We start from the raw sequence: 23265 nt of genomic DNA, 5'->3' as shown, positions 1-23265 counted from the left end.
CCACACCCCCGGGACGCCGTGCCGCGATCCCCCCTGCCCGAAAGCCCCATGCCCTTAACCAGAGGACCCCCGACATGTCCCTCCCGCTCGCCGCTGACGCACCGGCCGCCCCACCACACACGGGTGGCCTGCTCCTCCTGTTCGACGGCACGCCCGCTCTGCTCACGGTCGCCGCCATCGGTATCGCGCTCCTCCTCTTCCTGATCATCAAGGTCAGACTCCAGCCCTTCGTGGCCCTGCTCGCGGTCTCCATAGCCGTCGGCCTGCTGGCCGGACTGTCGGTCACCGAACTCTTCGGCACGGTCCAGCGCTCGGACGCCGTGTCGACCATCGAGTCCGGCATGGGCGGCATCCTCGGCCACGTCGCGATCATCATCGGCCTGGGCACGATGCTCGGCGCGATCCTCGAGGTCAGCGGCGGCGCCGAGGTGCTCGCCTCCCGGCTGCTGAACCTCTTCGGCGAACGACGGGCGCCGCTCGCGATGGGCCTCACCGGCCTGATCTTCGGCATCCCGGTCTTCTTCGACGTCGGCATCTTCGTCCTCGCGCCGATCGTCTACGCCGCCGCCAAGCGCTCCGGCAAGTCGATCCTGCTGTACTGCCTGCCGCTGCTCGCGGGCCTGTCGATGACCCACGCCTTCCTGCCCCCGCACCCGGGACCGGTGGCCGCGGCCGGACTGCTGCACGTGCAGCTCGGCTGGATCATCCTGATGGGCATCGTCTGCGGCATCCCGGCCGTGCTGGCCGCCTGGGTGTTCTCCGCCTGGATCGGGCGCCGCATCTTCGTGGCCGTGCCGCAGGACATGGTGGAGGCCGCCGCTGAGGCCAAGATGGCGGTCGTCAACGAGCAGCAGGAGCAGGGCGTGCAGCCGCGCGAGGAGCCCGTGTCGCTGGGCGTCGTCCTCGGCATCATCGGCACCCCGCTGATCCTCATCCTCGCGGCGACGTTCTCCTCCATCGCCTTCGACCCGTCCACCGGCCGTTCGGTGGTCGAGTTCTTCGGCCACCCGTTCGTGGCGCTGACGATCGCGCTGCTGCTGGCGTACTACCTGCTGGGCATCCGCCGCGGCTGGTCCCGCAAGTCCCTGGAGACGGTCTCCACCGCGTCCCTGAAGCCGGTCGGCAACATCCTGCTCGTGGTCGGCGCGGGCGGTATCTTCGGCGCGATCCTCAAGGCGAGCGGTGTCGCCCAGGCCCTCTCGGACACCTTCCACGACGTGGGCCTGCCGGTGCTCGTCCTGTCGTACCTGATCTCGGTCGTCCTGCGGGTCGCCCAGGGCTCGGCCACGGTCGCCATCGTCACCACGGCCGGCATCGTCGCCCCCCTGCTCAGCGAGGGCCACCACTCCCAGGCCTTCGTCGCCCTCGTCATCATGGCCATCTCCGCGGGCTCCATCTTCGCCTCGCACGTCAACGACGGCGGCTTCTGGATGGTCGCCAAGTACTTCGGCATCAGCGAGCGGGACACGCTGAAGACCTGGACCGTGCTGGAGTCGGTGCTGTCGGTGGCGGGCTTCGCGGTCGCGGCCGTCGTCAGCCTGTTCGTCTAGGTGTGCGCCTGCATGCGTGCGCATGGTGGGGTGCGCATGTAGGCGTCTCATAACGAAGTTGGGGCCGGCTGTGTCCCGCACAGGATCTTCGACCATACTGCCCGCTGTGGAGCAGCGCATAGGATCGAGCAGCCAGCCCCTGAAGGGCGAGCCCGTGACGGGTGCCGGATTCGACCCGGCCTTCATCCCCGGGCTCACCCCACCCGTGTCCGAGCAGCCGGAGGAGGACGCGGCGCAGGACGCCGAGGCCGTCTCCGAGGACGCGGACGCCGCGTCGGAAGAGGCCCGGACACCGGCCGCGCCCGAACCCGGTGCCGAGGAGCAGGAGACGGCCGCGGACGACGAGGAAGAGGCCCCCGAAGGCCCCGTCTTCGAGGCCTCCGACCGCCGCGCGAGGATCGTCGCCGACCACCGAGGCGTACGGCTCGCCCTGGACGACCAGGAGTGCGAGTTCCGCTGGGACGAGATCGGCGCCGTGGAGACCGAGTCCCCGCGCTTCGGCAAGCGGTTCACGATCACGGTCCACACCCCCGACCGCCGCTGGTACCCCATCGAGATCGAGGCGACGGCCAGGTCCCGCTTCGAGGAGTGGGAGTCCGAACTGGACGCGGTCCTCGACGCCTACTTCGAAGAGGACGCGGAGGACGAAGAGGGCGCGCAGGACGAAGAGGGCGCGCAGGACGTCGAGGACGCGGAGCCCGCGGACGAGGACTCCGAGAGCACCCTCGCCAAGAACGATGTGAACAGCAAGAGCGACAAGAACGACAAGAGCGCCGACTGACTACCGGAACCACCGGGGGCTGAGGGCGATCGTCCTCAGCTGCCCGATGGACAGGGCAGGGGTCTTGCGGGTCGCGGCGGTGTCCTGGGCCCCGGAGTTGAAGGCACTGATCACGACCCGGCTCCCGTCGGTGCGCAGGGTGTCGACGGTCCACATCACCACGCCCGCGCCGCCCTTCTCGCCGGCGCCCTGGCGCACGGCGACCATCGTGCCGTCGGACAGGGTCTCGGCGCCGGACCCGAAGAGCTCGCCCGCGACGTCCCCCATCCCGGTCTGGACGTTGACCTGCACGAGGCTCTTGCCCTTGCCGTCGTCGACGACGACGTACCCGAACCCGGTGTCGTCCCCGCTGGCGTCCGAGACGGTGAGGCCCTTCGGCAGCAGGGACTTCAGGGTGGGCGCGACCGGTACGGCGGCGGCCGGCTCGCTCGCGCTGGGCGCGGTACCGGTCGGCTTCGTGGTCGACCGGTCCGGGGCGGCGGGGATCGCGTCGATCGCGTCCCGCCAGGCGGTCGCGGCGGCCAGATGCAGCAACTGGGCGGGGGACAGCGGCGGCCGGGGACGGGTGACGGGCGAGTCCTTCTCGGCGGCGGCGTTCCACTCGCTGACGCCGACGTGATGGCCCTGCGGGGTGACGAGTTCGGCGTCCCACCACTTGGTGTCCACCCGGCGGTCCGGATACTCGTAGCCCTGCAGCACCATGACGACGGAGCCGTCCGGCAGCCTGCTCGTGCTGCAGGCGTCGTAGTGGGCGTAGGGCTTGCCGGGGCACTCGGTGGTCTGCCTGGCCTGGTCGCTGCCCGGCTCGACGCGGTCGAGGCTCACGCTCACGGCCGCCGCGCCCTTGCCGTCGTCGAACACGAGCTGCACGTACGGCCCCGGCTTCTCGTCCGTGCCCCGTGCCTCGGCACGGCTGAACTTGCCGTCCGGAAGCAGCTTTTCGAGCGTACGGACCAACGCGCCGCCGGAGACGGGTGTGGCGGACGCGGAGGCGTGCGTGGCGGCGGCCACGGAGGAGCGGTCGTCACTGCCGTCACGGGAGCCCGCGCCGGCGGGCAGGAGCAGTGCCCCGCCCACGCCGACGAGCGCGATGCCCGCCGCCCCGCCCGCCACGGCGGCCCGCTGCCGCAGCAGCAGTCGCCGCCGCCCGCGCACCGCTCCAGCGGTCACGAGCGCGGCCCGGTCGGTCTCGAAGCAGCCGGCGGCGTCGCGCAGATGGGCGCTGAGCCGCTCCTCGAAGGGATCGGTGTGCTGTTCCAAGGGCATGACGGATCACCGTTTCGCGAAGGGACGACGTACAGAGCTGTGTTCAGGGGCGCGCGTACTCGCCGAGGTCCTCGCCGAGCAGTTCCCGCAGCCGCCCGAGAGCGCGGGTGCAGCGGGTGCGCACGGCGGCCGAACTGGCGTTCATGACCTGCGCGGTCTCCTCGACGGAGCGGTCCTCCCAGTACCGCAGGACGACCACCGCCCGGTCCTTGGCGGGCAGCCGGGCCAGGGCCTGAAGCAGCGTCAGCCGCAGCGGCATGTCACGGCCGGCGCCGTCGTCGGGCAGTTCGGGCAGCACGTCCATGGCCCGCTCGGTGCTGCTGAGCCGGCGCTGATGGGCGAGAAACGTACGCATGAGAACGGTCTGCGCATACCCCGCCGGGTTGCCCACCCGGGACACCCGCCGCCAGCTGACGTAGAGCCGCCCGAGGGTCTCCTGCACGAGATCCTCGGCCAGATGTGTGTCACCGGCGGTCAGCAGACAGGCCGACCGGTAGAGATGTCCGGCGCGCACCGCAGCGAACTCCGCGTACTCGTCCGCCCGCACCTGTCGCATCTCTCCCCCAACTCACGGCACCGTGCCCGGCACCGCGCATCCGCTCTCACTTCATTGATGCGGTGGGACCCCGGAAATGTTTCATACGGATGCGATCTGAGCGTGCGTTGGGGAGAGGCCCTACGCGGCCGGGGACGACCGCAGCGCCAGCACGGCCGCGGCCGCCAGTGCCGCCAGGCCCGCCGAGACCACCAGCGCGATGTCGGCGCCGTGGGCCAGTCCGCCGCCCGACGACGTCGCGATGGCGATGGTCAGGGCGACGCCCGCGCAGGAGCCGATGTAGCGGAACGTCTGCTGGGCGCCGGAGCCCATGGCGGCGCGGGCGGCCGGGACCGACTCCACCGACAGCAGCGGCAGGGCGGCGTTCAGCAGGCCGCTGCCGATGCCGCCGATGATCAGGCCGGGCAGCAGCCGGTGCCAGGAGTGGGCGTCGAGCGCGCCGAGCATGGTGAGGACGCCGACCGCGTGCAGGCCGAAGCCGACGGCCAGCTGGTGGCGCGGGGAGACCCGGCCGGCCAGCCGCTTGGCCTGCAGGGCCACGGTGAAGGACAGGCCCGACCACAGGAGGAACAGCCAGGCCGTGTCCATCGCGCTCAGGCCGAGCGTCTGCTGGAGCATGGCCGGCAGGAAGCTGAAGGTGCCGATCACCGCCAGGCCCGTGAACAGGCCGCCCGCGGAGGACGCCAGGAAGCGGGGGCGGCGCAGCAGGCCGAGGTCGATCATCGGCGTCGCGGTGCGGCGCTCCACCACGGTGAAGACCGCCATCAGCGCCACGGTCGCCACCAGCAGCAGGCCCACCTGCGGGCGCAGCCAGCCGTCCCGGCCCAGGGTCAGGGCGGCGACCAGCGCGACCAGCGCCAGTCCGAAGGCCAGCGCGCCGAACACGTCCGGGCGGCCGCCCCGCGGTGAACGGGACTCCGTCAGACCGCGGGTGCCCAGGCCCGCCACCAGCAGCGCGGCCGCGCCGAGCACGCCGTAGGCCACCCGCCAGTCGGAGAACGCGCCCGCCACGAGGGGGCCCACCGCGATGCCGCCGCTGACGAACGCACCCCACACACCCGTCGCGTGCAGTCGGCCGCGGGGCGTGGGGAACGCGTGGACGATCAGCCCCAGGCTGCTCGCGAGGATGGCCGCGCTCGCCGCGCCCTGCGCGATCCGGGCCAGCGTGAACAGCCAGGTGGACGAGGCCAGGGCGCCGAGGGCCGTGGTGATGCCGAGGGTGAGGGTGCCCGCCAGGAAGATGCGGCGGCGGCCGTAGTCGTCGGCGAGGCTGCCGGCGACCAGGAGCAGCGCGGCCAGGCCCAGCGGGGTGCCGTTGAGCAGCCAGGCCTGGGCGGAGACCGGGGTGTGCAGGGCCGCCGCGGTGTCGGGGAGCGTGACCAGCGGGGCGGTGTACGTCATCAGCGTCACGGCGGTGGCCGCGCTGGTCAGGGCGAGGGTGGCGCGGCCGTGCGCGGGCGCCTGAGCGGGTTGTGCGTGCGGCGCGCTCGTGGCGTCGGCCTCAGTGAGAGTTCGTTCATTGAACCTAGGCATGTCGCCCACCGTAGCATCCTAGGTTCATTCATTGAATCAGCTCAGGGAAAATGGTTACAGTGGACGGCATGGCACTGGGCAAGGACTACGTGACGCAGGAGTGCTCCATCGCCCGCGCGCTGGAGGTGGTCGGCGAGCGCTGGACGCTGCTCGTGATCCGCGACGCGCTCTACGGCGTACGGCGCTACAACGACTTCCTCGTCCACCTCGGCATCCCGCGCGCGGTCCTGGCCGCCCGCCTGCAGACGCTCACCGCGGAGGGCATCCTCGACAAGCGCCGGTACCAGGAGTCGCCGCCGCGCGACGAGTACGTCATCACCGACCGCGGCATCGCCCTGTGGCCCACGCTGCGCTCGCTCGGCCTGTGGGGCCGCGAGCACTTCGGCGAGACCCAGCTGCGCTCCTTCCGGCACATCGCCTGCGACACCGAACTGGGCACCTACGGCGAATGCCCCGCCTGCGGAACCGCCGTACCCGTCCAGGACGTCGTCATGGTGCCGGGCCCGGGCCTCCATCCGGACCCGGCGGATCCGATCAGCCGCATCCTGCTCAAGCCGAAGCGCCTGCTGGAGCCCATCGAACAGCCGGCCGCGGCGGATCCTGTATAACCGACAGCAGGACGCACGCGCGTACGAGAAAAGCGCGCGTACGCGAAGAGCACACGTACAAGAAGGGGGGGGCAGCCGTGATCCGCAGCCGGACACCTCTGCGCCCCGCCGCCGTGCTGCTGCTCCTGGTCCTCCAGGCCGTGCTGCTCGCCGACACCGGCAGCCTCACCGCCACCGTCGCCCTCGCCGCCACCGCGGCGGCCGGGGCCACGCTCGCCGCCTGCGCCCTGCTCGCCGCACGGATCGTGCCCGCGGTGCCGCCCACGCGCGTGCGCACGGCGATCCGCGACCGGGACCGCCGTACGGCCTTCCTGCCGCAGCGCGACCCCGACGCCAGGGGCCGCACCCGCCCCCGAGCCCCCGGACACGCCCTCCCGACGACCGTCGCACAGGGCGCCTGACACCTCTCTTCCGACGCGTGCCCGTGCGGGTCGTCATGCCGCCTTCACCCCGTTCCGGCATGACCCTCGGAGGGCTCAACCATGTCCGTCTTCCCTGCTTTCGCACATCTCGTCGAGCAACTCGCCGCCCTGATCCAGCCGCTGTTCGGCGCCACTGCGGCGGCCGCCGCGATCGTCCTGTTCACCGCTCTCGTACGACTCCTCGTGCATCCCCTCTCCCGCGCCGCGGCCCGCGGGCAGAAGGCCCGCACCGCGCTGCAGCCGAAGATCACCGAGCTGCGCACCCGGCACAAGGACGACCCCAAGAAGTTCCAGCAGGCCCTGCTGGAGCTGCACGCCGAGGAGAAGGTGTCGCCGATGTCCGGGTGCCTGCCCGGACTGCTCCAGCTGCCGGCGTTCTTCCTGCTCTACCACCTGTTCTCGAACACCACGATCGGCGGTGAGCACAACGGCCTGCTCACCCACCAACTGTTCGCCGCGCCGCTCGGCGGGCGGTGGGCGGACGCGCTGTCCGGCGGCGGGGTGTTCGGGGCTGCCGGGCTCGTGTACCTCGGGTTGTTCGCGCTCGTCGCGGCGGTCGCGACCTTCAACTACCTGCGCGCGAAGAAGACCATGGCTGCCACTGCTTCCGCCGCCGCCGGCCCGGAGCAGGTCCCCGGCGCCGCGGCCATCGGCAGGATCGCGCCCTACCTCTCCTTCTTCACGCTCGTCACGGTGGCCGTCGTACCGCTGGCGGCCGCGCTGTACGTGGTGACGAGCACGACGTGGACCGCGGTCGAACGGGCCGTGCTCTACCGATAGGTCAGAAGTCGCGGTCCAGTCCGTGAACCGGGTCTTGCGGAGTGGACTTCGACCTTGGAGGATCGACCAGTCCTCCGATGGCTGCACCCATCGGTCGGACGCCCGCGATCGAGGGAGACATGATCATGAAGCTGCTGCGAGTCGGTACGGCGGGAGCGGAGACGCCCGCGCTGCTCGACGCCGAGGGGATTCTGCGGGACCTCTCCGGTGTCGTCCCGGACATCGACGGAGCGCTGCTCGCCGACGAAGCGGCACTGCGGCGGATCCGTACGGCCGCCGAGGCGGGGGAGCTGCCCGCCCTGGACGCGACCGGGCTGCGCATCGGGCCGCCGCTCGCCCGGATCGGCAAGGTCGTGTGCATCGGGCTGAACTACCACGACCACGCCCGCGAGACCGGTGCCGAGCCGCCCGCCGAGCCGGTGATCTTCTTCAAGGCCGCGGACACGGTGGTCGGTCCGAACGACACGGTGCTGGTACCCCGCGGGTCGCAGAAGACCGACTGGGAGGTCGAGCTCGCCGTCGTCATCGGGCGCACGGCCCGCTACGTGGAGTCGGCTCAGGCGGCGCTCGGCCATGTCGCCGGCTACGCCGTGGCGCACGACGTGTCCGAGCGGGAGTTCCAGATCGAGCGCGGCGGCACCTGGGACAAGGGCAAGAACTGCGAGACGTTCAACCCGCTGGGGCCGTGGCTGGTGACGGCGGACGAGATCGCCGATCCGCAGGATCTGCCGTTGAAGCTGTGGGTGAACGGGGAGTTGAAGCAGAACGGGACGACGGCGGAGCAGATCTTTCCGGTCGCTGAAGTGGTGCGCTATGTCAGTCAGTTCATGACGCTGTACCCCGGGGACGTCATCAATACGGGGACGCCGGCGGGGGTTGCCATGGGGGCGCCCGAGCCGAAGCCGTATCTGCGGGCCGGGGATGTCGTCGAGCTGGAGATCGAGGGGCTGGGGCGGCAGCGGCAGGAGTTCAAGGACGCCTAGAGGGGTGGGGGACTGCGCTTCAGCGGCGAGTGCGGGTTCGTCGTGGCTTGTCGCGCAGTTCCCCGCGCCCCTGGCGGGGCGCTCCTGTCACCCCTTGTTCAGGAAGGTCTCCAGGGCCTCCACCACCAGTCTGTGGTCGGCGAGTTGGGGGAGGCCGCTGACCGTCACCGTACCGATCACGCCTACGTCCTGGACGGTGATCGGGAACGAGCCGCCGTGGGCCGCGTACGTGTCCGGGTCCAGGCGGGAGGACTCCTCGAAGGTGGAGCCCTTGGCGCGGAAGCGGGCGCCGACGAGGTAGGAGGCGGAGCCGTAGCGTTCCACCACGCGGCGCTTGCGGGCGATCCAGGCGTCGTTGTCCGGGGTGGAGCCCGGGAGGGCCGCGTGGAAGAGCTGCTGGCCCGCGCGGTGGATGTCGATGGCGACCGGCGCCTGGCGCTCCCGGGCCAACTCCACGAGCAGGGAACCCAGCGCCCAGGCGTCCTCGTGGGTGAACCGGCTGAAGACCAGGCGCCGTTCCTGTGCCTCCAGCTCCTCCAGGGTCGGGGTGAGCTCCGGCTGGAACTTGGGCGTGATCTCGTGGTGCGTCACAGTGTCACCGCCACGTTGTCGCGGGCCGAACGGCGGGCCGCCTCCAGGACGTCGAGGGCCGCGGCCGCCTCGTGGGCGGTCACCGGGTTGGCGCCGCCGTCGGTGAGTGCCCTGGCCACGGCCGCATAGTACGCGGGGTAGTCGCCGGGGAGGGTCGGTTCGGGGCGGCCGCCGCCGGTCGCCGGGGACTCGCCGGAACCGACGCGGCCCCACGACTCCTCCGCCTCCGTGCCCCAGTCGGCCGCCGTGCCGGGACGCCGGCCCTCGCGCAGGTCCGCCTCCTGCGGATCGAGGCCGTACTTGACGTAGCCCGCCTTCGAGCCCAGCACCCGGAAGCGCGGGCCGAGTTGGGCGGTCGTGGCGGAGACGTAAAGATGCGAGCGGACGCCGCTTGCGTGCGTGATGGCGATGAACGTGTCGTCGTCCGCTTCCGCGCCCGGGCGGCGGATGTCCGACTCCGCGTACACCTGCGCCGCCGGACCGAACAGGACCAGCGCCTGGTCGACGACATGGCTCCCGAGGTCGTAGAGCAGACCTCCGATCTCTGCCGGGTCGCCGGACTCGCGCCAGCCGCCCTTGGTCTGCGGACGCCACCGCTCGAACCGGGACTCGAAGCGCCATACGTCGCCCAACTCGCCCTTCGCCAGCAGGCCTTGCAGGGTCAGGAAGTCGTTGTCCCAGCGGCGGTTCTGAAAGACGGAGAGGAGCAGTCCGCGGTCCTCGGCGAGGGCGGCGAGTTCGCGTGCCTCGGCGGCCGTGCCGGCGATCGGCTTGTCGACGACGACCGGCAGACCGGCCTTCAGGGCCGCGGTCGCGAGCGGCACATGCGTCCTGTTCGGGGACGCGACGACGACCAGGTCCAGTTCGGCGGCGCGGCCGAACAACTCCTCGGGGGTCGCCGCGACGCACACGTCCGGAAACTCGGCCAGGGCCTGCTTCTGCCGCTCCGGGTTCGAGGTGACCACCGTGTCGAGGGCGAGGCCCTCGGTGGCGGCGATCAGCGGGGCGTGGAAGACGGAGCCCGCGAGGCCGTAGCCGACGAGGCCCACGCGCAGAGGAGTACGAGTCATGCCTCCCACTTTCGCAACGCTGTTGCCAAAGTGCAAGCGCGGGGGACAATGGGCGCGTGGACAGGACGAGGGCGGCGGCGGACGCACGGACAGCGGCTGCGGGCGCACGGGCCGGAGCGAAGGCGGTGGTCGGTCGGCCGGGAGCGGCGAGCGCGCCGGTCACGGCGGGCACGTCCGGTGTCGTCGGCGCGAATCTGCCCGCCCTGCGCAGCCACAACATGGCGCTCGTCCTCGACCTGCTGCGCACCGCGGGGTCCGAGGGGATCAGCCGGCTGGAACTCGCCGAGCGGACCGGGCTGACCCCGCAGGCCGTCAGCAAGATCACCGCACGGCTGCGGGCGGACGGTCTCGCGGCGGAGGCGGGGCGCCGCGCCTCGACGGGAGGCAAGCCCCGCACCGTGCTGCGGCTGGTGCCCGAGGCCGGACACGCGGTCGGACTGCACCTGGACCGCGACGAACTGCGGGCGGTCCTGGTCGACCTCACCGGCGCCGTCGTGGCGGAGGAGCGCACCTCGCTCGACCTCGGCGCGGGCCCCGACGCCGTGGTGGCCGCGGTGGCGCGGGAAGCGGGAGCACTGACCGGCCGGGTGGCGCCGCACTGCGGGGTGCCGCACGGCTGGGCGCCGGGCGGCCGGGGCACGGACGCGCTCCTCGGGATCGGGGTCGCGCTGCCCGGCCCGCTCGACCACACCCGCGGAGTTCTGCACCGGGTGACGGGCTTCCCCGAGTGGGACGGCTTCCCCCTGCGCGACGCCCTGGCACGGCGGCTCGGAGTGCCCGTCGTCGTCGACAAGGACACCAACGCCGCGGCACTCGGTCTGGCCGTGGACGGCGCGGGCGGGTCCTTCGCGTACCTCTATCTCGGTACGGGCCTCGGTGCCGGACTCGTCATCGGCGGCACCGTGCACCGCGGCGCCCGTACCGGAGCCGGGGAGTTCGGCCACCAGGTCGTCCAGCTGGACGGGCCGCCGTGCGGCTGCGGCAACCGAGGCTGCGTCGAGGCGCTGTGCCTGGCCGCGGTGGCGCGCGGCGAGGTGGACGAGGCGGCGCGGGTGCTCGGCACCGCGGCCGGCAACCTGGTCGCCCTGCTCGACATCGACCTCGTGCTGCTCGGCGGCCGCACGGTCACCGCAGCGCCGGACGCCTTCGTGAGCGGGGTGGCCGCCGTCCTGGACGAGCGCGCCCGGCGCGTCGGCCAGGCGGCGGTGCCGGTACGGGTCGCGTCCGGCGGCGTCGCGGAGGGTGCCGCGCAGCTGGTGCTGGCCCCGCTGTTCGGGCGCGCGGACGGCTGACGGTCTGCCCGCTGATCGAGGGGACTTCCCCGGCCCGCCGGAGCGGCACCGCCCGTCGCAGCCACCCGTCCGGCACAGTCCCATGATTATGCGACTCTGCACGCCCGTCTCCCTGTGCCTGGCGGCAGCCGCCGCGCTCCTTCCCGTGGCGACCCCGGCACCCGCACACGCCGCCCCCGGCTGCTCCCCGGACGGCCGCCACTTCCCCCTCACCACCCGCATCCACGGCGGCCCCGACGCCTACGAGGCGGGCGGCGGATACGGCACCTGGTATCTGGACCTGACCAACACCACCCACCGGACCTGCGCGGGCATCCACCCGGTCGTCGTGCTCGTCGACAACAAGCGCGCGCTGAAGCCGACGCAGCCCCGCCTCGACTTCTACGCGGACGGCCGCCCGCACCCCGTGCGCTTCATGGCCACCGACGAGGACGAACTCGTCGGCGCCTTCGACGGGGGCCTGCCCGGCTTCACGGTCGGCCCCGGCAGGACCGTCAGCATCAAGGTCCGCCTCGCGCTCACCTCGGACACCCTGCCCAACGAGGTCACCGCCAACGCGGCGGTCGTCCAGCGGCACAAGAACGACGGCGACTGGGTCGGGGAGTCCGGCGACTACCGCTTCCGCATCGACAGCGACGCGGACCGGAACCAGGACGGCGCGACATCCGCCGACGAGACCCCCTCCGACGGGACCAGCACCGGCGCGACCCCCACCGGCGCGACCCCCACCGGCACGGCTTCACCGGGCGCCGACCCCGGCCTCCCCTTCGTCGACGAACTCGCCCGCACCGGCCTCGGCACCCCGGCCGGCACCCTCGCGGCCATCGCCGTCCTCCTCGTCACCGCGGGCGCCGTCCTGCTCGCCCTCAAACCGCGCAAGCGCCGCTGAGAGGCCGAACTGCCGCCAAGGACGAGGCCGCGGCGGTCGGGCGAGAAGTCGCAGCGGTCAGACGAGGTCGACCAGGTCCGCGATGGAGTCCACGATCTTCGTCGGCCGGTAGGGGAACCGCTCGACGTCGGACATGGCCGTCAGGCCGGTCAGTACGAGGAAGGTCTCCATCCCGGCCTCGAGCCCGGCCAGGACGTCGGTGTCCATACGGTCGCCGATCATGGCGCTGCTCTCCGAGTGCGCGCCGATGGTGTTCAGCGCGGTCCGCATCATCAGCGGGTTCGGCTTGCCGACGAAGTACGGCTCCTTGCCGGTCGCCTTGGTGATCAGCGCGGCCACGGAACCGGTCGCCGGGAGCGCGCCCTCCGGGGAGGGCCCGGTGTTGTCCGGGTTGGTGGCGATGAAGCGGGCGCCCTTGTTGATCAGCCGGATGGCCTTGGTCAGCGCCTCGAACGAGTACGTCCGCGTCTCGCCCAGGATCACGAAGTCGGGGTCGGAGTCCGTCAGCACGTACCCGGCGTCGTGCAGGGCCGTGGTCAGGCCCGCCTCGCCGATGACATAAGCGGTGCCGCCGGGGTGCTGGTTGTCCAGGAAGCTGGCGGTGGCCAGGGCGGAGGTCCAGATGTTCTCCGCCGGTACGTCCAGGCCGATCCGGTTCAGCCGGGCGTGCAGGTCGCGCGCGGTGTAGATCGAGTTGTTCGTGAGGACCAGGAACGGGCGGTTCGACTCACGGAGCTTCTTGATGAACGCGTCCGCGCCGGGCACCGGGACGCCCTCGTGCATCAGCACCCCGTCCATGTCGGTGAGCCACGATTCGATGGGCTTGCGCTGGGCCATGGGTGCGGACTCCCGGTCTGTCTGCCTACGAGACGGCCATGATATTCGGCGCGGCCGACCGAAACCCCCCGCCACCCGAACGGAGCAGTGCGGGCGCCACTCGGGATGCGCGGTCCGGGCTCGCGGGAGAGCCTCCCGGTATCTGGAGGTTTCACGATGGGTTCACTGCGTCTCACTCTCTGTACCGGACTCCTGGCCGCCTGCGCTCTCGCGCCGGGGGCGCCGTACGCGGCCGACGGGGGCGGAGCGGGTGTCTCGGTGGTCCCGTCGTCCCCCTCCCCCGGCACCGATGTCGCGCTGCGGGCCACCGGGTGCCCGGGGCGGACGGGCACCGCCGCGTCCCCGGCGTTCGTCGCCGACGCACGGCTGACCGGCACCGGCGGCACCCTGACCGGGGACACCCGGGTCCGCACCTCGGCGCGGCCGGGCTCCTACGACGTGACGCTCACCTGCGCCGACGCCGTGACGAAGGGCAGGGTCACCGTACTCGGCCGCGTGGAGCAGGCACCGCCGCAAGCGCCGTCGCAGGTTCGGCCGCAGGTGCTACGGCAGCCGCAGCGGCAGCCGCGGTCCCCGCAGCACGGATCCTCGGCCGCGCCCCTGGCCGCCCCCGCCTCGCCGGTCGCCTCCGTCGACGCCGACGGCAGTGGCGCCGCGCACTTCGCCTCCGTGGACGTGCGCGGGGCCGGACCCGGCACGGGACAGGCGATCACCGGACTGGTGCTCGCGGGCGTCGCCGCGGCCGCCGTAGGAGTGCTGAGCGCGCGGCGGAGGCGCGGGACGGACCGACCCGATGCCCGGTGACAGTGGTCCTCCGGCTCTCGAACGTCACCGCCGGACACTGCGCACCTGGCCCGGTCGGCGGTCTGCTCCCCCCGAAACCGCCGACCGGGCTGGTCCTCGACCGCGCGCGCACGGGCTGCGGGAGTAACCCGGCGATCTGCGCGGGAGGTTCATGGGGGCACGGTGGGTCGGACGGGCCGGGGGCTGGGGCCGTCTGGGATGACTTTAGAACGGATGAGCGCCCCAGCCTAGAGTCTGAATGACGCCAGGTTCCCGCGCGGTGGCTCTCCGTCATATGCCCTGGTGGTCAAGGGAGTTGGGTCGGCCCGCGGGACGTATGGAGTGGCCGGTCGTACACGCGTCCGGGCTGTAACAGCTCGCCGACAAACCCTGGTGATCTCGTGGGCGGCACGGGCTGTATGTCACGATTGAGCCCTGGACCGGTGCACCCAAGGGGGAGTTGGATGTACGGCATGAGGGGGGCCGGAATGAGTGCCTCCGCGGCGGTGCTGGGGGTGGCACTGCTCGTCGCGGGGTGTTCCTCCGGAGGCGACGGCGACGGCGACAAGAACGGGGACGCCGGCGCGAAGATCACTCAACAGCCCAAGGAGAGCGACCCGTTCTGGGTCAACCCGGACGGCAGCGCGGCACGGCAGGTGGCCGCGTACGAGAAGTCAGGCAAGGACGGCGACGCCGAGCAGATCCGCAAGATCGCCGAGCAGCCGACCGGCGAGTGGATCGGCCCGGAGAACCCCGAGGCGGAGGCCAAGGGCTTCACCGAGGCCGCCGACAAGGCCGGCCGCACCGCGCTGCTCGTCCTCTACAACATCCCGCACCGCGACTGCGGCCAGTACTCGCAGGGCGGCGCGGCCGACGGCGACGCCTACCGCGGCTGGATCGACGGCGTGGCGGCCGGCATCGGGGACCGCGCGGCCACCGTGATCCTCGAACCCGACGCGATCCTGCACCTGGTGGACGGCTGCACCCCGGACGAGTTCCACGAGGAGCGCTACGACCTCCTCAAGGGCGCCGTCACCAAGCTCAAGTCCCTGAAGAACACCAAGGTCTACCTGGACGCGGGCAACGCCGGCTGGGGCCGCCCCGACCAGATCTACCAGCCCCTGCAGTGGGTGGGCATCGCGCAGGCGGACGGCTTCGCGGTCAACGTCTCCAACTTCTACTCGACCAAGGACTCCGTCGCGTACGGCAAGGAGCTGTCCGCGAAGGTGGGGGGCAAGCACTTCGTCATCGACACCAGCCGCAACGGCAACGGGCCGTACAAGGGCGGCGACGAGGACGAGCGCTGGTGCAACCCACCGGGCCGGGCCCTCGGCGACACCCCGACGACCAGGACCGCCGACCCCCTGGTGGACGCCTACCTGTGGGTCAAGCGCCCGGGGGAGTCGGACGGCACCTGCAAGGGCGGCCCCAAGGCGGGTGCGTGGTGGGCCAGTTACGCCCTGAAGCTCGCCAAGGCATCAACCCCCTAGGGGCCAACCGGCCGACGGCTACGGCACCTTGACCCATGGCGCCTTGCTCGGCGTCCCCTGGTCGTCGTCGACGAACAGCATGTACCACCCCGACTGAACGAGGTTCTTGTTCTTCGGCACGGTCACCGTGATCTTGTTGCCGGAGGTCTTGAAGTCCAGTGCGATCGACCGCTGGTCGACATCCGTGACATGGGTCGACGCACTGGGCCGGATCAGCCGCGCCTTCTTGATGGCGGAGGCCTGCGGTGAGGTGAACGTCCCCGTCCCGCCCCGGGCGATGGTCTGCGGCCCGCCCGACAGCGAGGGCCGCGAGTCCCGGTACAGATACGGCGGCGTGTAGATCTCGATCCGCTGCTCGAACTTGCCCGGCTTGGTGTTGGCCTTGTCGGCGTAGAGCGAGTCGGACCCGAAGAACATCACCCTGCCGTCCGGAAGCAGGATCGACCCGGAGTGGTAGTTGCGCCCCACCAGCGGATCGGCCACCTTCTCGAAGGAGTTGGTGTCCGGGTGGTAGATCCGCGCCTGATGGATGTTGGAGTCACCGCGGCCGCGGTAGTCCTCCGAACCGCCGGACACCAGCACGGTGTCGTCCGGCAGGATCGACGACTGCGGATAGCGCGTCCCCTTCTCCAGCTTCGGCCCGTCCGTGAACTTCGGGTTCTTGTCCTTCAGGTCGATCAGCCGGGTCCTGTTGCTGGACAGCTTGGACTCGCCGACACCGCCGCCGCCGATCACCATGAACTTCTCGTTCTGGGCGGGCGGCAGCAGCACCGTGCCGGACGTCTCCATCTTGTCGGCGTCGCTCAGCCCCGGCAGCTTGGTGAACTTGTTGGTGTCGACGTCCCAGATGCCGGGCGTGCGGCCCACGTTGTCCGGCCCGTAGCCCGCGTTCGAACCCGAGTAGAAGATCTTGCCGTTCTGCATCAGGAACAGCGCGGGGTACGTCGGGAACTGGCGGATCTTCCCGGTGTACGTCCACTTCTTGGTCTTCGGGTCGAAGATCTCGTTCTTGCCCGGCACCAGCTGCCCGATGTCGTCGAGGCCGGAGACGCTGAGGATCTTGCCGTCGCTCAGCGTCGTGAGCGTCGGGTACCAGCGGGCCTCGTTCATCGGGTCGACCTTGATGTACTTCTCGGCGACCGGGTCGAACTCGTAGGCGTTCCTGATCCCCTGGAAGTCCTTCTTGTCGAGCGCGAGCTTCTGCGCGATGCCGTAGGTGTTGCGGGCGTCGGAGCCGGTCAGGCCCTGGATCCGGTAGTTGTCCTGGGTGCCGGTCTCGTACTTGGTGCCGCGCTTCTTCGCCTCGACGTAGATACGGCCGAGCCCCGGGTCGTTGCGCAGGAATCTGCCCGTCGCCTTGTCGAAGACCTTCTTCGCGCGCGGCACCAGCACCGGGTCCTTCGACACGAAGCTCTTGCCGTTCTCCTTGCCGGTGAACACGGTCCCCGCGGGCAGCGTGATCGGCTTGTCCGGGTTCTCGTTGTGCACCACCATCAGGCCGCCGGCCTTGGTGACGTCACCCTTGAGCTTCTCGTAGCGCTTGGTGCCGCCCGCGATCAGCAGATTGCCGTTCGCCAGCTGGGTGTGCCCCGTGCAGAACAGGTCCGCGGGGGTCGGCACCTTCTTGATCGTGCCCTTGACCGGGTCCCAGATCCGGGAGTCGAACTTCTTCTTGTCGAAGTTGTCCTGGTTGTTGCCCGAGCCGGCGACCAGCAGCACCTTGCCGGTGCGCAGCAGCGCCGCGTGGATGGTGTCCTGGCGGTACTTGGGCGGGAACTGGATGATGTCCCAGTGGCCGTTGTCCGCTTTGTACTCGGGTCTGTTGATCTGGTACTCGTGATACTTCTCGGTGCCGAAGCGGTAGAGCCACGGACCGTTCATCCCGGCCAGCGCGAGCACGACTGCCGTTCCGATCGCGAGCCGACGGACACGGCGGTGGCCTGCACGGTCGTTCATTCCTTACGTCCCCCAAATCCACCCAGGGCGATCTGCATCGTCTGGTCGTTTCCTGCGTCCGGGGCCGCCGAGCCCTGGGCCGAACCCGTGCCCGAACCCGAGGCGGCCCAACTGGGCTTGTGCCCGGAGCCGTGCTGCCCGTGCTGCCCGTACGGCGCGTGTGGCGCGTACTGCCCGTGCGGCGCGTACTGCGCCGGCTGCGGCTGGTGGGCGGGCGCGGGCGCCCCCGGGCCCTGCTGCTGTGGCAGTCCCGGCGTTGGCGGCTGCTTCTTCGCCTTCCGCAGCGCGTACCGCCAGGCGAAGATCGGCGACGCGGTGATCAGCAGGGCGAACGTGGCCCAGGTGATCATCGCCGGGTGCGAGTGCCCGAGCGTGAGACCGGCGGCGATCGAGCCGCCGAAGACCAGGATGAAGAACAGGTGGATCCGGAAGGTTCCGAACAGCGTGTCCGGGCTCGCGGAATCGCCCTTGGGAGTCACCACGAACTTGCTCTTGCGGCGCAGCACCGTGTCCATCAGCGAGCGGGCGTAGATCGGCGCCGACAGGGCCGACATCACCATGCCCGCCACACCGCCGGAGCCCTCCGGCTCGTGCGGGGAGACGTTGTGCCGGCGGTTCCAGACGTAGAGGCCGATCTGCAGCGCGGAGGCGTTTCCGTACAGCATCAGCCACACGGTCGGGTCGATGTTCACACCCGAGGCGCCCAGACCCAGGAACAGCGCACAACTCAGCGCCGCCAGGATCCAGTTGAGGGCCGACATCGGGTAGAAGATGATCATCATCGTGTAGTTGAAGAGCTTGCCCGGAGGCAGTGAGAACCAGCCCTTCCAGTACTGCTTGAGGATCGTCTCGTACGTCCCTCGCGACCAGCGCAGCTGCTGGGTGAAGAAGTCCGTCCAGGCACCCGGGCCCTCACCGACGGCGAGCACGTCCGGCGTGTAGACCGACCGCCACTTCTTCCCCGTCGCGGGGTTCGTGTGCCGGTGGATCTCGAAGCCGGTGGCCATGTCCTCGGTGATCGAGTCGTACAGCCCGCCGATCTGCTTGAGCGCCTTGATCCGCACGGCGTTGGAGGTGCCCACGAACATCGGGGCGCCATAGGCGTTGCCCGCGCGCTGGATCAGCGCGTGGAAGAGGAACTGCTGCGACTCGGCGGCCTTGGTGATGGGGTTGTCGTAATTGCCGTACACCTGCGGGCCGATGACGAAGCCGACGTCCGGGTCGCGGAAGTAACCGAGCATCCGCTCCAGGTAGTTGGGCAGCGGGACGTGGTCGGTGTCGACCGAGGCGAAGAAGTCGTAGTCGTCGCCGTGCGCCTCCAGCCAGGCGTTGTAGTTGCCGTGCTTGGTCTTGGCGCGGTGCGGGCCCTTCTTCTGGTTCCACTGCTCAACTCCCTTGCGGGAGAAGTGATGTACGCCGAGCCGGGCGCAGACCGCCTTCACCTCGGCGTCGTCGCCCTCGTCCAGGAGCCAGATGTGCAGAAGGCCCCGGTGCCGCAGCCGGACGGCCGCCTCCAGGGTCTTCGTGACCATCTCCAAAGGCTCCTTGCCGGGCACGTACGTCGTGATGAACGCGACTCTCGTGCCGGTCTCGGGCACCACCGGGACCGGGTCGCGGGCGACCAGGGTGGCGTGCGCGTTGGACAGCACGTTCATGCAGCGGAAGAACTCGATCAGACCGATCGAGACGAGCATCACGACGTCCAGCACCGGCAGGAAGTCGAAGGCGGGGTAGTCGCGTTCGGTCCAGTGCTCCGGCTGCAGCAGCCAGGCCAGCAGGATCAGCGACAGCAGCGGTGCCGCGCCCAGCATCAGGGCGGCGCGCAGGCGGTGCGGTTCCTGCGAGAGCAGTGAGCGGTACTGGACCTTGTAGGGCTTGTCCGGATCCGGCTGGGTGAGGGGGCCGGCCAGGCGGCTGTAGTGCTCGTAGTCGTATCTCGGCAGGTTCTTCTTGATTCTGCGGAACTGGCCCGTGGTGCTGTTCCGTTGCGAAGGCACCCTCAGCTGGGTGGTTTCCGACGAGTCGAAATGCTGCCGGGCGCCCTTCGGCGTCGACGTCATGAGTCATCCCCCCACACGCAGGTCACCGCGTGTCGTGTCGGTTCCTTCCGTCCGCGACGAGTCCCCCTCGACCCTTCACAGACGTATCAGTGGCGGGCCGCAGTCACCACACTCTCCACACCGTAGACATGGAACTGCGCCCTTCCGGTTGCACGATGCCCCCCTCGGCATCGCCTCGTGAACGGGGCCCCCTATCCCCGCAACCCGGGCAACCGCTTACCAGACCCCCAAGTGCCGCGTATCCGCAGCATCTTGCAAAACAGGGTTCTACGGCGTTCATCATGATCGCAAGATGCGAAACGCGGTGTTTACCGGTCATACGCGTTCATTGTGGCGCGTGTGAGGATCCTGTGGATGCGATGTGGACAGCCGGGCGCGGATGTTGCCGAAGTGCTCCCTTATCGCCTCCTCCGCCCTCAGTACGTCGTCCGACCGCACCGCGTCGAGGATGTCCCGGTGCTGCCGGCAGGTGATCCTCGGGTCCTGCGGCACGCCTCCCAGATCCGTCTGCACACGGTGAAAGGCGTCCCAGAACGCCTCCAGAACCTCGCCGAGCAGTACGTTGTCCAGCCCTCGGTACAGAGTGGCGTGAAAGGCACGGTCGGTGTCCGCGAGGCCGGCGCCTCCTTGCGCGGCCTGCTGTTCCATACGGTTCACGAGTGCGTCGAGTTCAACGAGATCCGATTCCGGGATCCGGCCGGCGAGCCGGGAGACCAGTCCCGTCTCCACCGCCTCGCGCAGTTCGAGCAGCTGGAGCAGGGAGTCCTCGCCGCGGTAGTGCCCGGCGACCGTACGGAAGGCGAGTCCCTCGATCATCGGGGCCAGCGACATCGGTCCGACATACGTCCCGAACCCGTGCCGGATCTCCACGATCCCCATCGCCTGCAACGCCTTCAGCGCCTCACGCACCGAGTTCCGGCTCGCCCCCAGGTACTCCATCAACTCCGGCTCGGTCGGCAGCGGCGCCCCGGAGGGAAGCCTGCGGTCGACGATGAGCTTCTTGATCCGCTCTTGAAGGTCACGCGCTGCCATGGCGAGAGAGTATCCGGCCATTGCGGGGGAGGGGGGCTTGCTTGCAATCGGGGGGTGGGCTTCGGGGCCCGGGGCCCGGGGTGTTGCTGTTGGGGTGCGAAGGGGGGTTCGGTGCTGGGGTGGGGGGTGTTGTGGTCGACGCCGGGGCGGCCGTTGAAGGGGGTGGGGACCCCCGTGGCGTGGCGTGGCGTTGCGGCTGCGGGCGGGTGCGCAGGCGCCGAGAGGGGGGCGGTGACCAGCGCCGGGGGTGGACCGTCGCAGGGGGGTGTGGGTGGTGAAAACCCCCTTGGCAGCGGCGTGGCGTCGCGGGTGCCGGAGCGGGGGTGCCGTGATCAGCGCCGAGGGCGGCCCCCCGCCGGGGTGGGTGGTGCCCCACCGATTCGGGGTGCCGGAGCGAGGGGTGCCGTGATGAGCGCCGGGGGGGCTGGGTGGCGACGCCCCCACCGGTTCGGGGTGCCGGAGTGGGGGGGGGTGCCGTTACCTGCGCCGGGGGACGGCAGTCGCAGGGGGGGGTGGGTGGCGGAGCCCCCACCGGGCGCGACGTAGTCGCGCAAAGACGACGATGGCGAGGCCGGTTCGCGTGTTCCGCGAACATGCCTCGCCATCGACAACGTGCGCCGCCAGGGACTCGAACCCCGGACCCGCTGATTAAGAGTCAGCTGCTCTAACCAACTGAGCTAGCGGCGCCTGCTGACGGCGTAACTCTACCGGATCGGTGGGGGTGGTCCCGACCGCTCGGGGGTCGGGGCGGGACGGTGGTGCGGGGCGGGCTTGTACATCATTCGGACCGTCAACATGCGCGTCGGGAAGACCGTTGGGAAACTGATCGACGTGTACACGCGCGGTCTTTTTCAACGGGAGTGTGAGGGGAATCGCATGACGGCTCCGGTATTCGAGGAATTCGATCCGGCGAGCGACTGCGACTGCCCAGGATGTGCGTACTGGCGCCGCGTCCTGCCGTATTCACGGACGGTGGGGCACCCGGCCGCCCGACGAACCGTGATCGTGGCGGCAGCCGCCACCACTGCCCTCGCCGCAGGCCATGCCGCCCCGGCGTTCGCCACCCCCCAGGCCCCGCCCGGCCCCGGCGTTCCCACAGGTGACGGGCACGGCAGCCCGCAGGGGCACAAGACCGCGCTGTACGGCCGCAGCGGGAAGACGGCCAAGCCCGCGGACCCGCAGAAGCCGCCCGCGGCCACCCGCGCCGAGATCATCAACCGAGCCAGGACATGGGTCGACGCACAGGTGCCGTACAGCATGACCGAGTACTGGTTCGACGGTTACCGCCAGGACTGCTCGGGATTCGTGTCAATGGCCTGGGGACTGCCCACGAACGAATGGACGGGAAGTCTCGGCCGTTACGGCAAGCAGATCACCAAGGACGAACTGCAACCCGGCGACATTCTGCTGTTCCACAATCCGCAGAACCCGGAGAAAGGCTCGCACGTCGTCATTTTCGGCGGCTGGACGGACTACACGCACAGCAACTACCTCGCCTACGAACAGACGCCCCCGCACGCCCGCAAGCAGGCCACCCCGTACGCCTACTGGAGCAACTCCGACCGGTACGTCCCCTACCGGTACAACGGGCTCACGGCGGATCCGGCGCCCACCGCGCCGACGGCACCGGCAGCACCGACCCAGCCGGCTGCCCCCGCGCCCGGCGCGAGCGTCGATACGCCGTACCCGGGAATTGCGTATTTCGGCCCCGGCGCGAACAACAAGTACGTCCTTCAGCTCGGACAGATGCTGATCAAGCGCGGCGCCGGGCGCTTCTACCCGTCCGGCCCCGGACCGCGCTGGTCGGACGCCGACCGCCAGGCCACCCAGGCGTTCCAGCTGGCCCAGGGCTGGACCGGCGCGGGCGCCGACGGACTGCCGGGGCCGCAGACCTGGGATTTGTTGGTGTCCGGGAAGGGCAAGTCCATCCCCGCGGCAGGTAAGGGCCCGGCCACCGCAAAGGGCCCGGCCACCGCAAAGGGCCCGACGGCCGCAAAGGGCCCGACGGCCGCAAGTAGCCCTGTGGCAGCAAAGGCGGGCTCGCCCAAGCCCGCGTCGCACGGCGTGCCCGGCTACCCGGGGCGAGCGTTCTTCCGCCCCGGCGCGCACAACGAGTACATCACCCGGCTCGGGGAGCAGCTGGTGAGGAAGGGGTTCGGCACGTACTACACGACCGGGCCGGGGCCGCGCTGGGGCGAGGCGGACCGGCGAGGCGTCGAGGCATTCCAGCGCTCCCAGGGCTGGCGCGGCGGCGCGGCCGACGGCTTTCCGGGGCCGGAGACGTGGAGACGGCTGTTCGCCTGAAGCGGCCCGGATCTCTCCCCCCCCACGGGCCGTTCCCCGTGAACGGCCCTGTTCCACCCACCTGTTGTGACGCATCTGGCGCGGAGGCTGGAGGCACGCATGAGTACGACGACCACGTCACAGACACCCGAGTCCGAGGGGCCGGGCAGACCGGGTCGCCTCATCCAGAACGAGGCGACCACCGAGATCCCCGTACATCTGCTGTTCCGCGACGACCCGGACCCGGTGTCCGTGCCGCTCAGACCCACGGTGGTCGGCCGCCGGCAGGGAACGGGGGAGCAGCCGCGCTTCCGGCGCCCGACGCAGGTCCGGCCCCGTTCCGCGCCACAGGTCGACCCCGAACTGGCCGAGCGGCCCGCTCGGGTGCTGCCCGGTGCTGCGGGGGTGCTCGCCGGGGCCTGCGGGGTGGCCGGATGCGTGGCCACCTCGTGGTGGGCCGGGGTGCTGCCGCCGCTCGCCGCGGCGGCGCTGCGGCTGCCCGC

The 23265-nt window shown here is 70.9% G+C and carries 20 protein-coding genes, 1 tRNA gene and 1 pseudogene; 12 read left to right on the top strand and 10 right to left on the bottom strand.

All coding sequences use genetic code 11. From position 1 onward, the window contains the following. The first annotated feature begins 74 nt into the window (after positions 1–74). Positions 75–1550, top strand: a complete 1476-nt coding sequence (locus JYK17_RS10030) for a GntP family permease (RefSeq protein WP_108013052.1) — start codon at positions 75–77, stop codon at positions 1548–1550. 106 nt (positions 1551–1656) lie between these two features. Continuing rightward, positions 1657–2331, top strand: a complete 675-nt coding sequence (locus JYK17_RS10025) for a hypothetical protein (RefSeq protein ID WP_108013051.1) — start codon at positions 1657–1659, stop codon at positions 2329–2331. Here JYK17_RS10025 and JYK17_RS10020 read toward each other — a convergent pair whose 3' ends face one another. The 3 genes from JYK17_RS10020 to JYK17_RS10010 form a co-directional block, all read right to left on the bottom strand. Next, positions 2332–3597, bottom strand: a complete 1266-nt coding sequence (locus tag JYK17_RS10020; protein ID WP_222810203.1) for a hypothetical protein — start codon at positions 3595–3597, stop codon at positions 2332–2334. 43 nt (positions 3598–3640) lie between these two features. Further along, on the bottom strand, positions 3641–4153 hold the full coding sequence (locus JYK17_RS10015; RefSeq protein ID WP_108013049.1) for a SigE family RNA polymerase sigma factor: 513 nt from the start codon (positions 4151–4153) through the stop codon (positions 3641–3643). Positions 4154–4273: 120 nt separating this feature from the next. Next, a complete protein-coding gene (locus JYK17_RS10010) occupies positions 4274–5686 on the bottom strand; it encodes an MFS transporter (RefSeq protein ID WP_222810202.1) in 1413 nt (470 codons plus the stop codon). A gap of 68 nt (positions 5687–5754) precedes the next feature. Here JYK17_RS10010 and JYK17_RS10005 point away from each other — a divergent pair, with 68 nt between their 5' ends. The 4 genes from JYK17_RS10005 (at position 5755) to JYK17_RS09990 (ending at position 8479) form a co-directional block, all read left to right on the top strand. Beyond that, positions 5755–6294 (top strand): winged helix-turn-helix transcriptional regulator, encoded by a 540-nt coding sequence (locus tag JYK17_RS10005; protein ID WP_108013312.1) that lies wholly within the window; start codon positions 5755–5757, stop codon positions 6292–6294. Between the two features lie 77 nt (positions 6295–6371). Beyond that, positions 6372–6695, top strand: a complete 324-nt coding sequence (locus JYK17_RS10000) for a DUF6412 domain-containing protein (protein ID WP_108013047.1) — start codon at positions 6372–6374, stop codon at positions 6693–6695. 81 nt (positions 6696–6776) lie between these two features. Beyond that, positions 6777–7496, top strand: a complete 720-nt coding sequence (locus JYK17_RS09995) for a YidC/Oxa1 family membrane protein insertase (protein ID WP_222810201.1) — start codon at positions 6777–6779, stop codon at positions 7494–7496. A 125-nt stretch (positions 7497–7621) separates the two neighbouring features. Then, complete coding sequence (locus tag JYK17_RS09990) at positions 7622–8479, top strand: fumarylacetoacetate hydrolase family protein (RefSeq protein WP_222810200.1); 858 nt, start codon at positions 7622–7624, stop codon at positions 8477–8479. A gap of 87 nt (positions 8480–8566) precedes the next feature. Here the strand turns inward: JYK17_RS09990 and JYK17_RS09985 are convergent, their stop codons facing one another. Next, positions 8567–9070, bottom strand: a complete 504-nt coding sequence (locus tag JYK17_RS09985) for a heme-degrading domain-containing protein (RefSeq protein WP_128802808.1) — start codon at positions 9068–9070, stop codon at positions 8567–8569. Continuing rightward, on the bottom strand, positions 9067–10140 hold the full coding sequence (locus JYK17_RS09980) for a Gfo/Idh/MocA family oxidoreductase (protein ID WP_222810199.1): 1074 nt from the start codon (positions 10138–10140) through the stop codon (positions 9067–9069). The genes JYK17_RS09985 and JYK17_RS09980 overlap by 4 nt, the downstream gene beginning before the upstream one ends. Positions 10141–10358: 218 nt before the next feature. Here JYK17_RS09980 and JYK17_RS09975 point away from each other — a divergent pair, with 218 nt between their 5' ends. Then, a complete protein-coding gene (locus JYK17_RS09975; protein WP_164932390.1) occupies positions 10359–11432 on the top strand; it encodes an ROK family transcriptional regulator in 1074 nt (357 codons plus the stop codon). Positions 11433–11514: 82 nt separating this feature from the next. Beyond that, on the top strand, positions 11515–12321 hold the full coding sequence (locus JYK17_RS09970) for a hypothetical protein (protein ID WP_222810198.1): 807 nt from the start codon (positions 11515–11517) through the stop codon (positions 12319–12321). Between the two features lie 57 nt (positions 12322–12378). Here the strand turns inward: JYK17_RS09970 and JYK17_RS09965 are convergent, their stop codons facing one another. Further along, positions 12379–13158 (bottom strand): HAD-IIA family hydrolase, encoded by a 780-nt coding sequence (locus JYK17_RS09965; RefSeq protein ID WP_108013041.1) that lies wholly within the window; start codon positions 13156–13158, stop codon positions 12379–12381. 156 nt (positions 13159–13314) lie between these two features. Between JYK17_RS09965 and JYK17_RS09960 the strand changes: the two genes are divergently transcribed. Together JYK17_RS09960 and JYK17_RS09955 are read left to right on the top strand one after the other, a co-directional pair. Next, positions 13315–13962, top strand: a complete 648-nt coding sequence (locus JYK17_RS09960; protein WP_128802810.1) for a hypothetical protein — start codon at positions 13315–13317, stop codon at positions 13960–13962. A gap of 443 nt (positions 13963–14405) precedes the next feature. Further along, positions 14406–15431, top strand: coding sequence for a glycoside hydrolase family 6 protein (locus JYK17_RS09955; RefSeq protein ID WP_222810197.1), 1026 nt, complete (start codon positions 14406–14408; stop codon positions 15429–15431). Positions 15432–15449: 18 nt separating this feature from the next. Here the strand turns inward: JYK17_RS09955 and glxA are convergent, their stop codons facing one another. The 4 genes from glxA to JYK17_RS09935 all read right to left on the bottom strand — a co-directional run bounded on the left by glxA (position 15450) and on the right by JYK17_RS09935 (position 21166). Further along, the gene (glxA, locus tag JYK17_RS09950; RefSeq protein ID WP_222810196.1) at positions 15450–17387 is read right to left on the bottom strand and encodes a radical copper oxidase GlxA; all 1938 of its coding nucleotides are present in this window, start codon (positions 17385–17387) and stop codon (positions 15450–15452) included. Further along, positions 17384–19447, bottom strand: coding sequence for a glycosyltransferase family 2 protein (locus JYK17_RS09945; protein WP_222810195.1), 2064 nt, complete (start codon positions 19445–19447; stop codon positions 17384–17386). The genes glxA and JYK17_RS09945 overlap by 4 nt, the downstream gene beginning before the upstream one ends. Positions 19448–19762: 315 nt before the next feature. Next, positions 19763–20479: a FadR/GntR family transcriptional regulator gene (locus JYK17_RS09940; RefSeq protein ID WP_108013036.1), complete on the bottom strand. Its 717-nt coding sequence runs from the start codon at positions 20477–20479 to the stop codon at positions 19763–19765. A 613-nt stretch (positions 20480–21092) separates the two neighbouring features. Beyond that, a tRNA-Lys gene (locus tag JYK17_RS09935) sits at positions 21093–21166 on the bottom strand. Between the two features lie 189 nt (positions 21167–21355). Here JYK17_RS09935 and JYK17_RS09930 point away from each other — a divergent pair. Both JYK17_RS09930 and JYK17_RS09925 read left to right on the top strand, forming a co-directional pair. After that, positions 21356–22783, top strand: coding sequence for a peptidoglycan-binding protein (locus JYK17_RS09930; RefSeq protein WP_222810194.1), 1428 nt, complete (start codon positions 21356–21358; stop codon positions 22781–22783). Positions 22784–22882: 99 nt separating this feature from the next. Continuing rightward, positions 22883–23265: pseudogene (locus JYK17_RS09925) on the top strand (SPFH domain-containing protein); the annotation flags it as partial.

The sequence above is a fragment of the Streptomyces plumbidurans genome, from assembly GCF_019857225.1.
GTDB lineage: Bacteria > Actinomycetota > Actinomycetes > Streptomycetales > Streptomycetaceae > Streptomyces > Streptomyces plumbidurans.
Note: the sequence above shows the minus strand (reverse complement) of the source record. Positions and strands in the feature narration are given on the sequence as shown.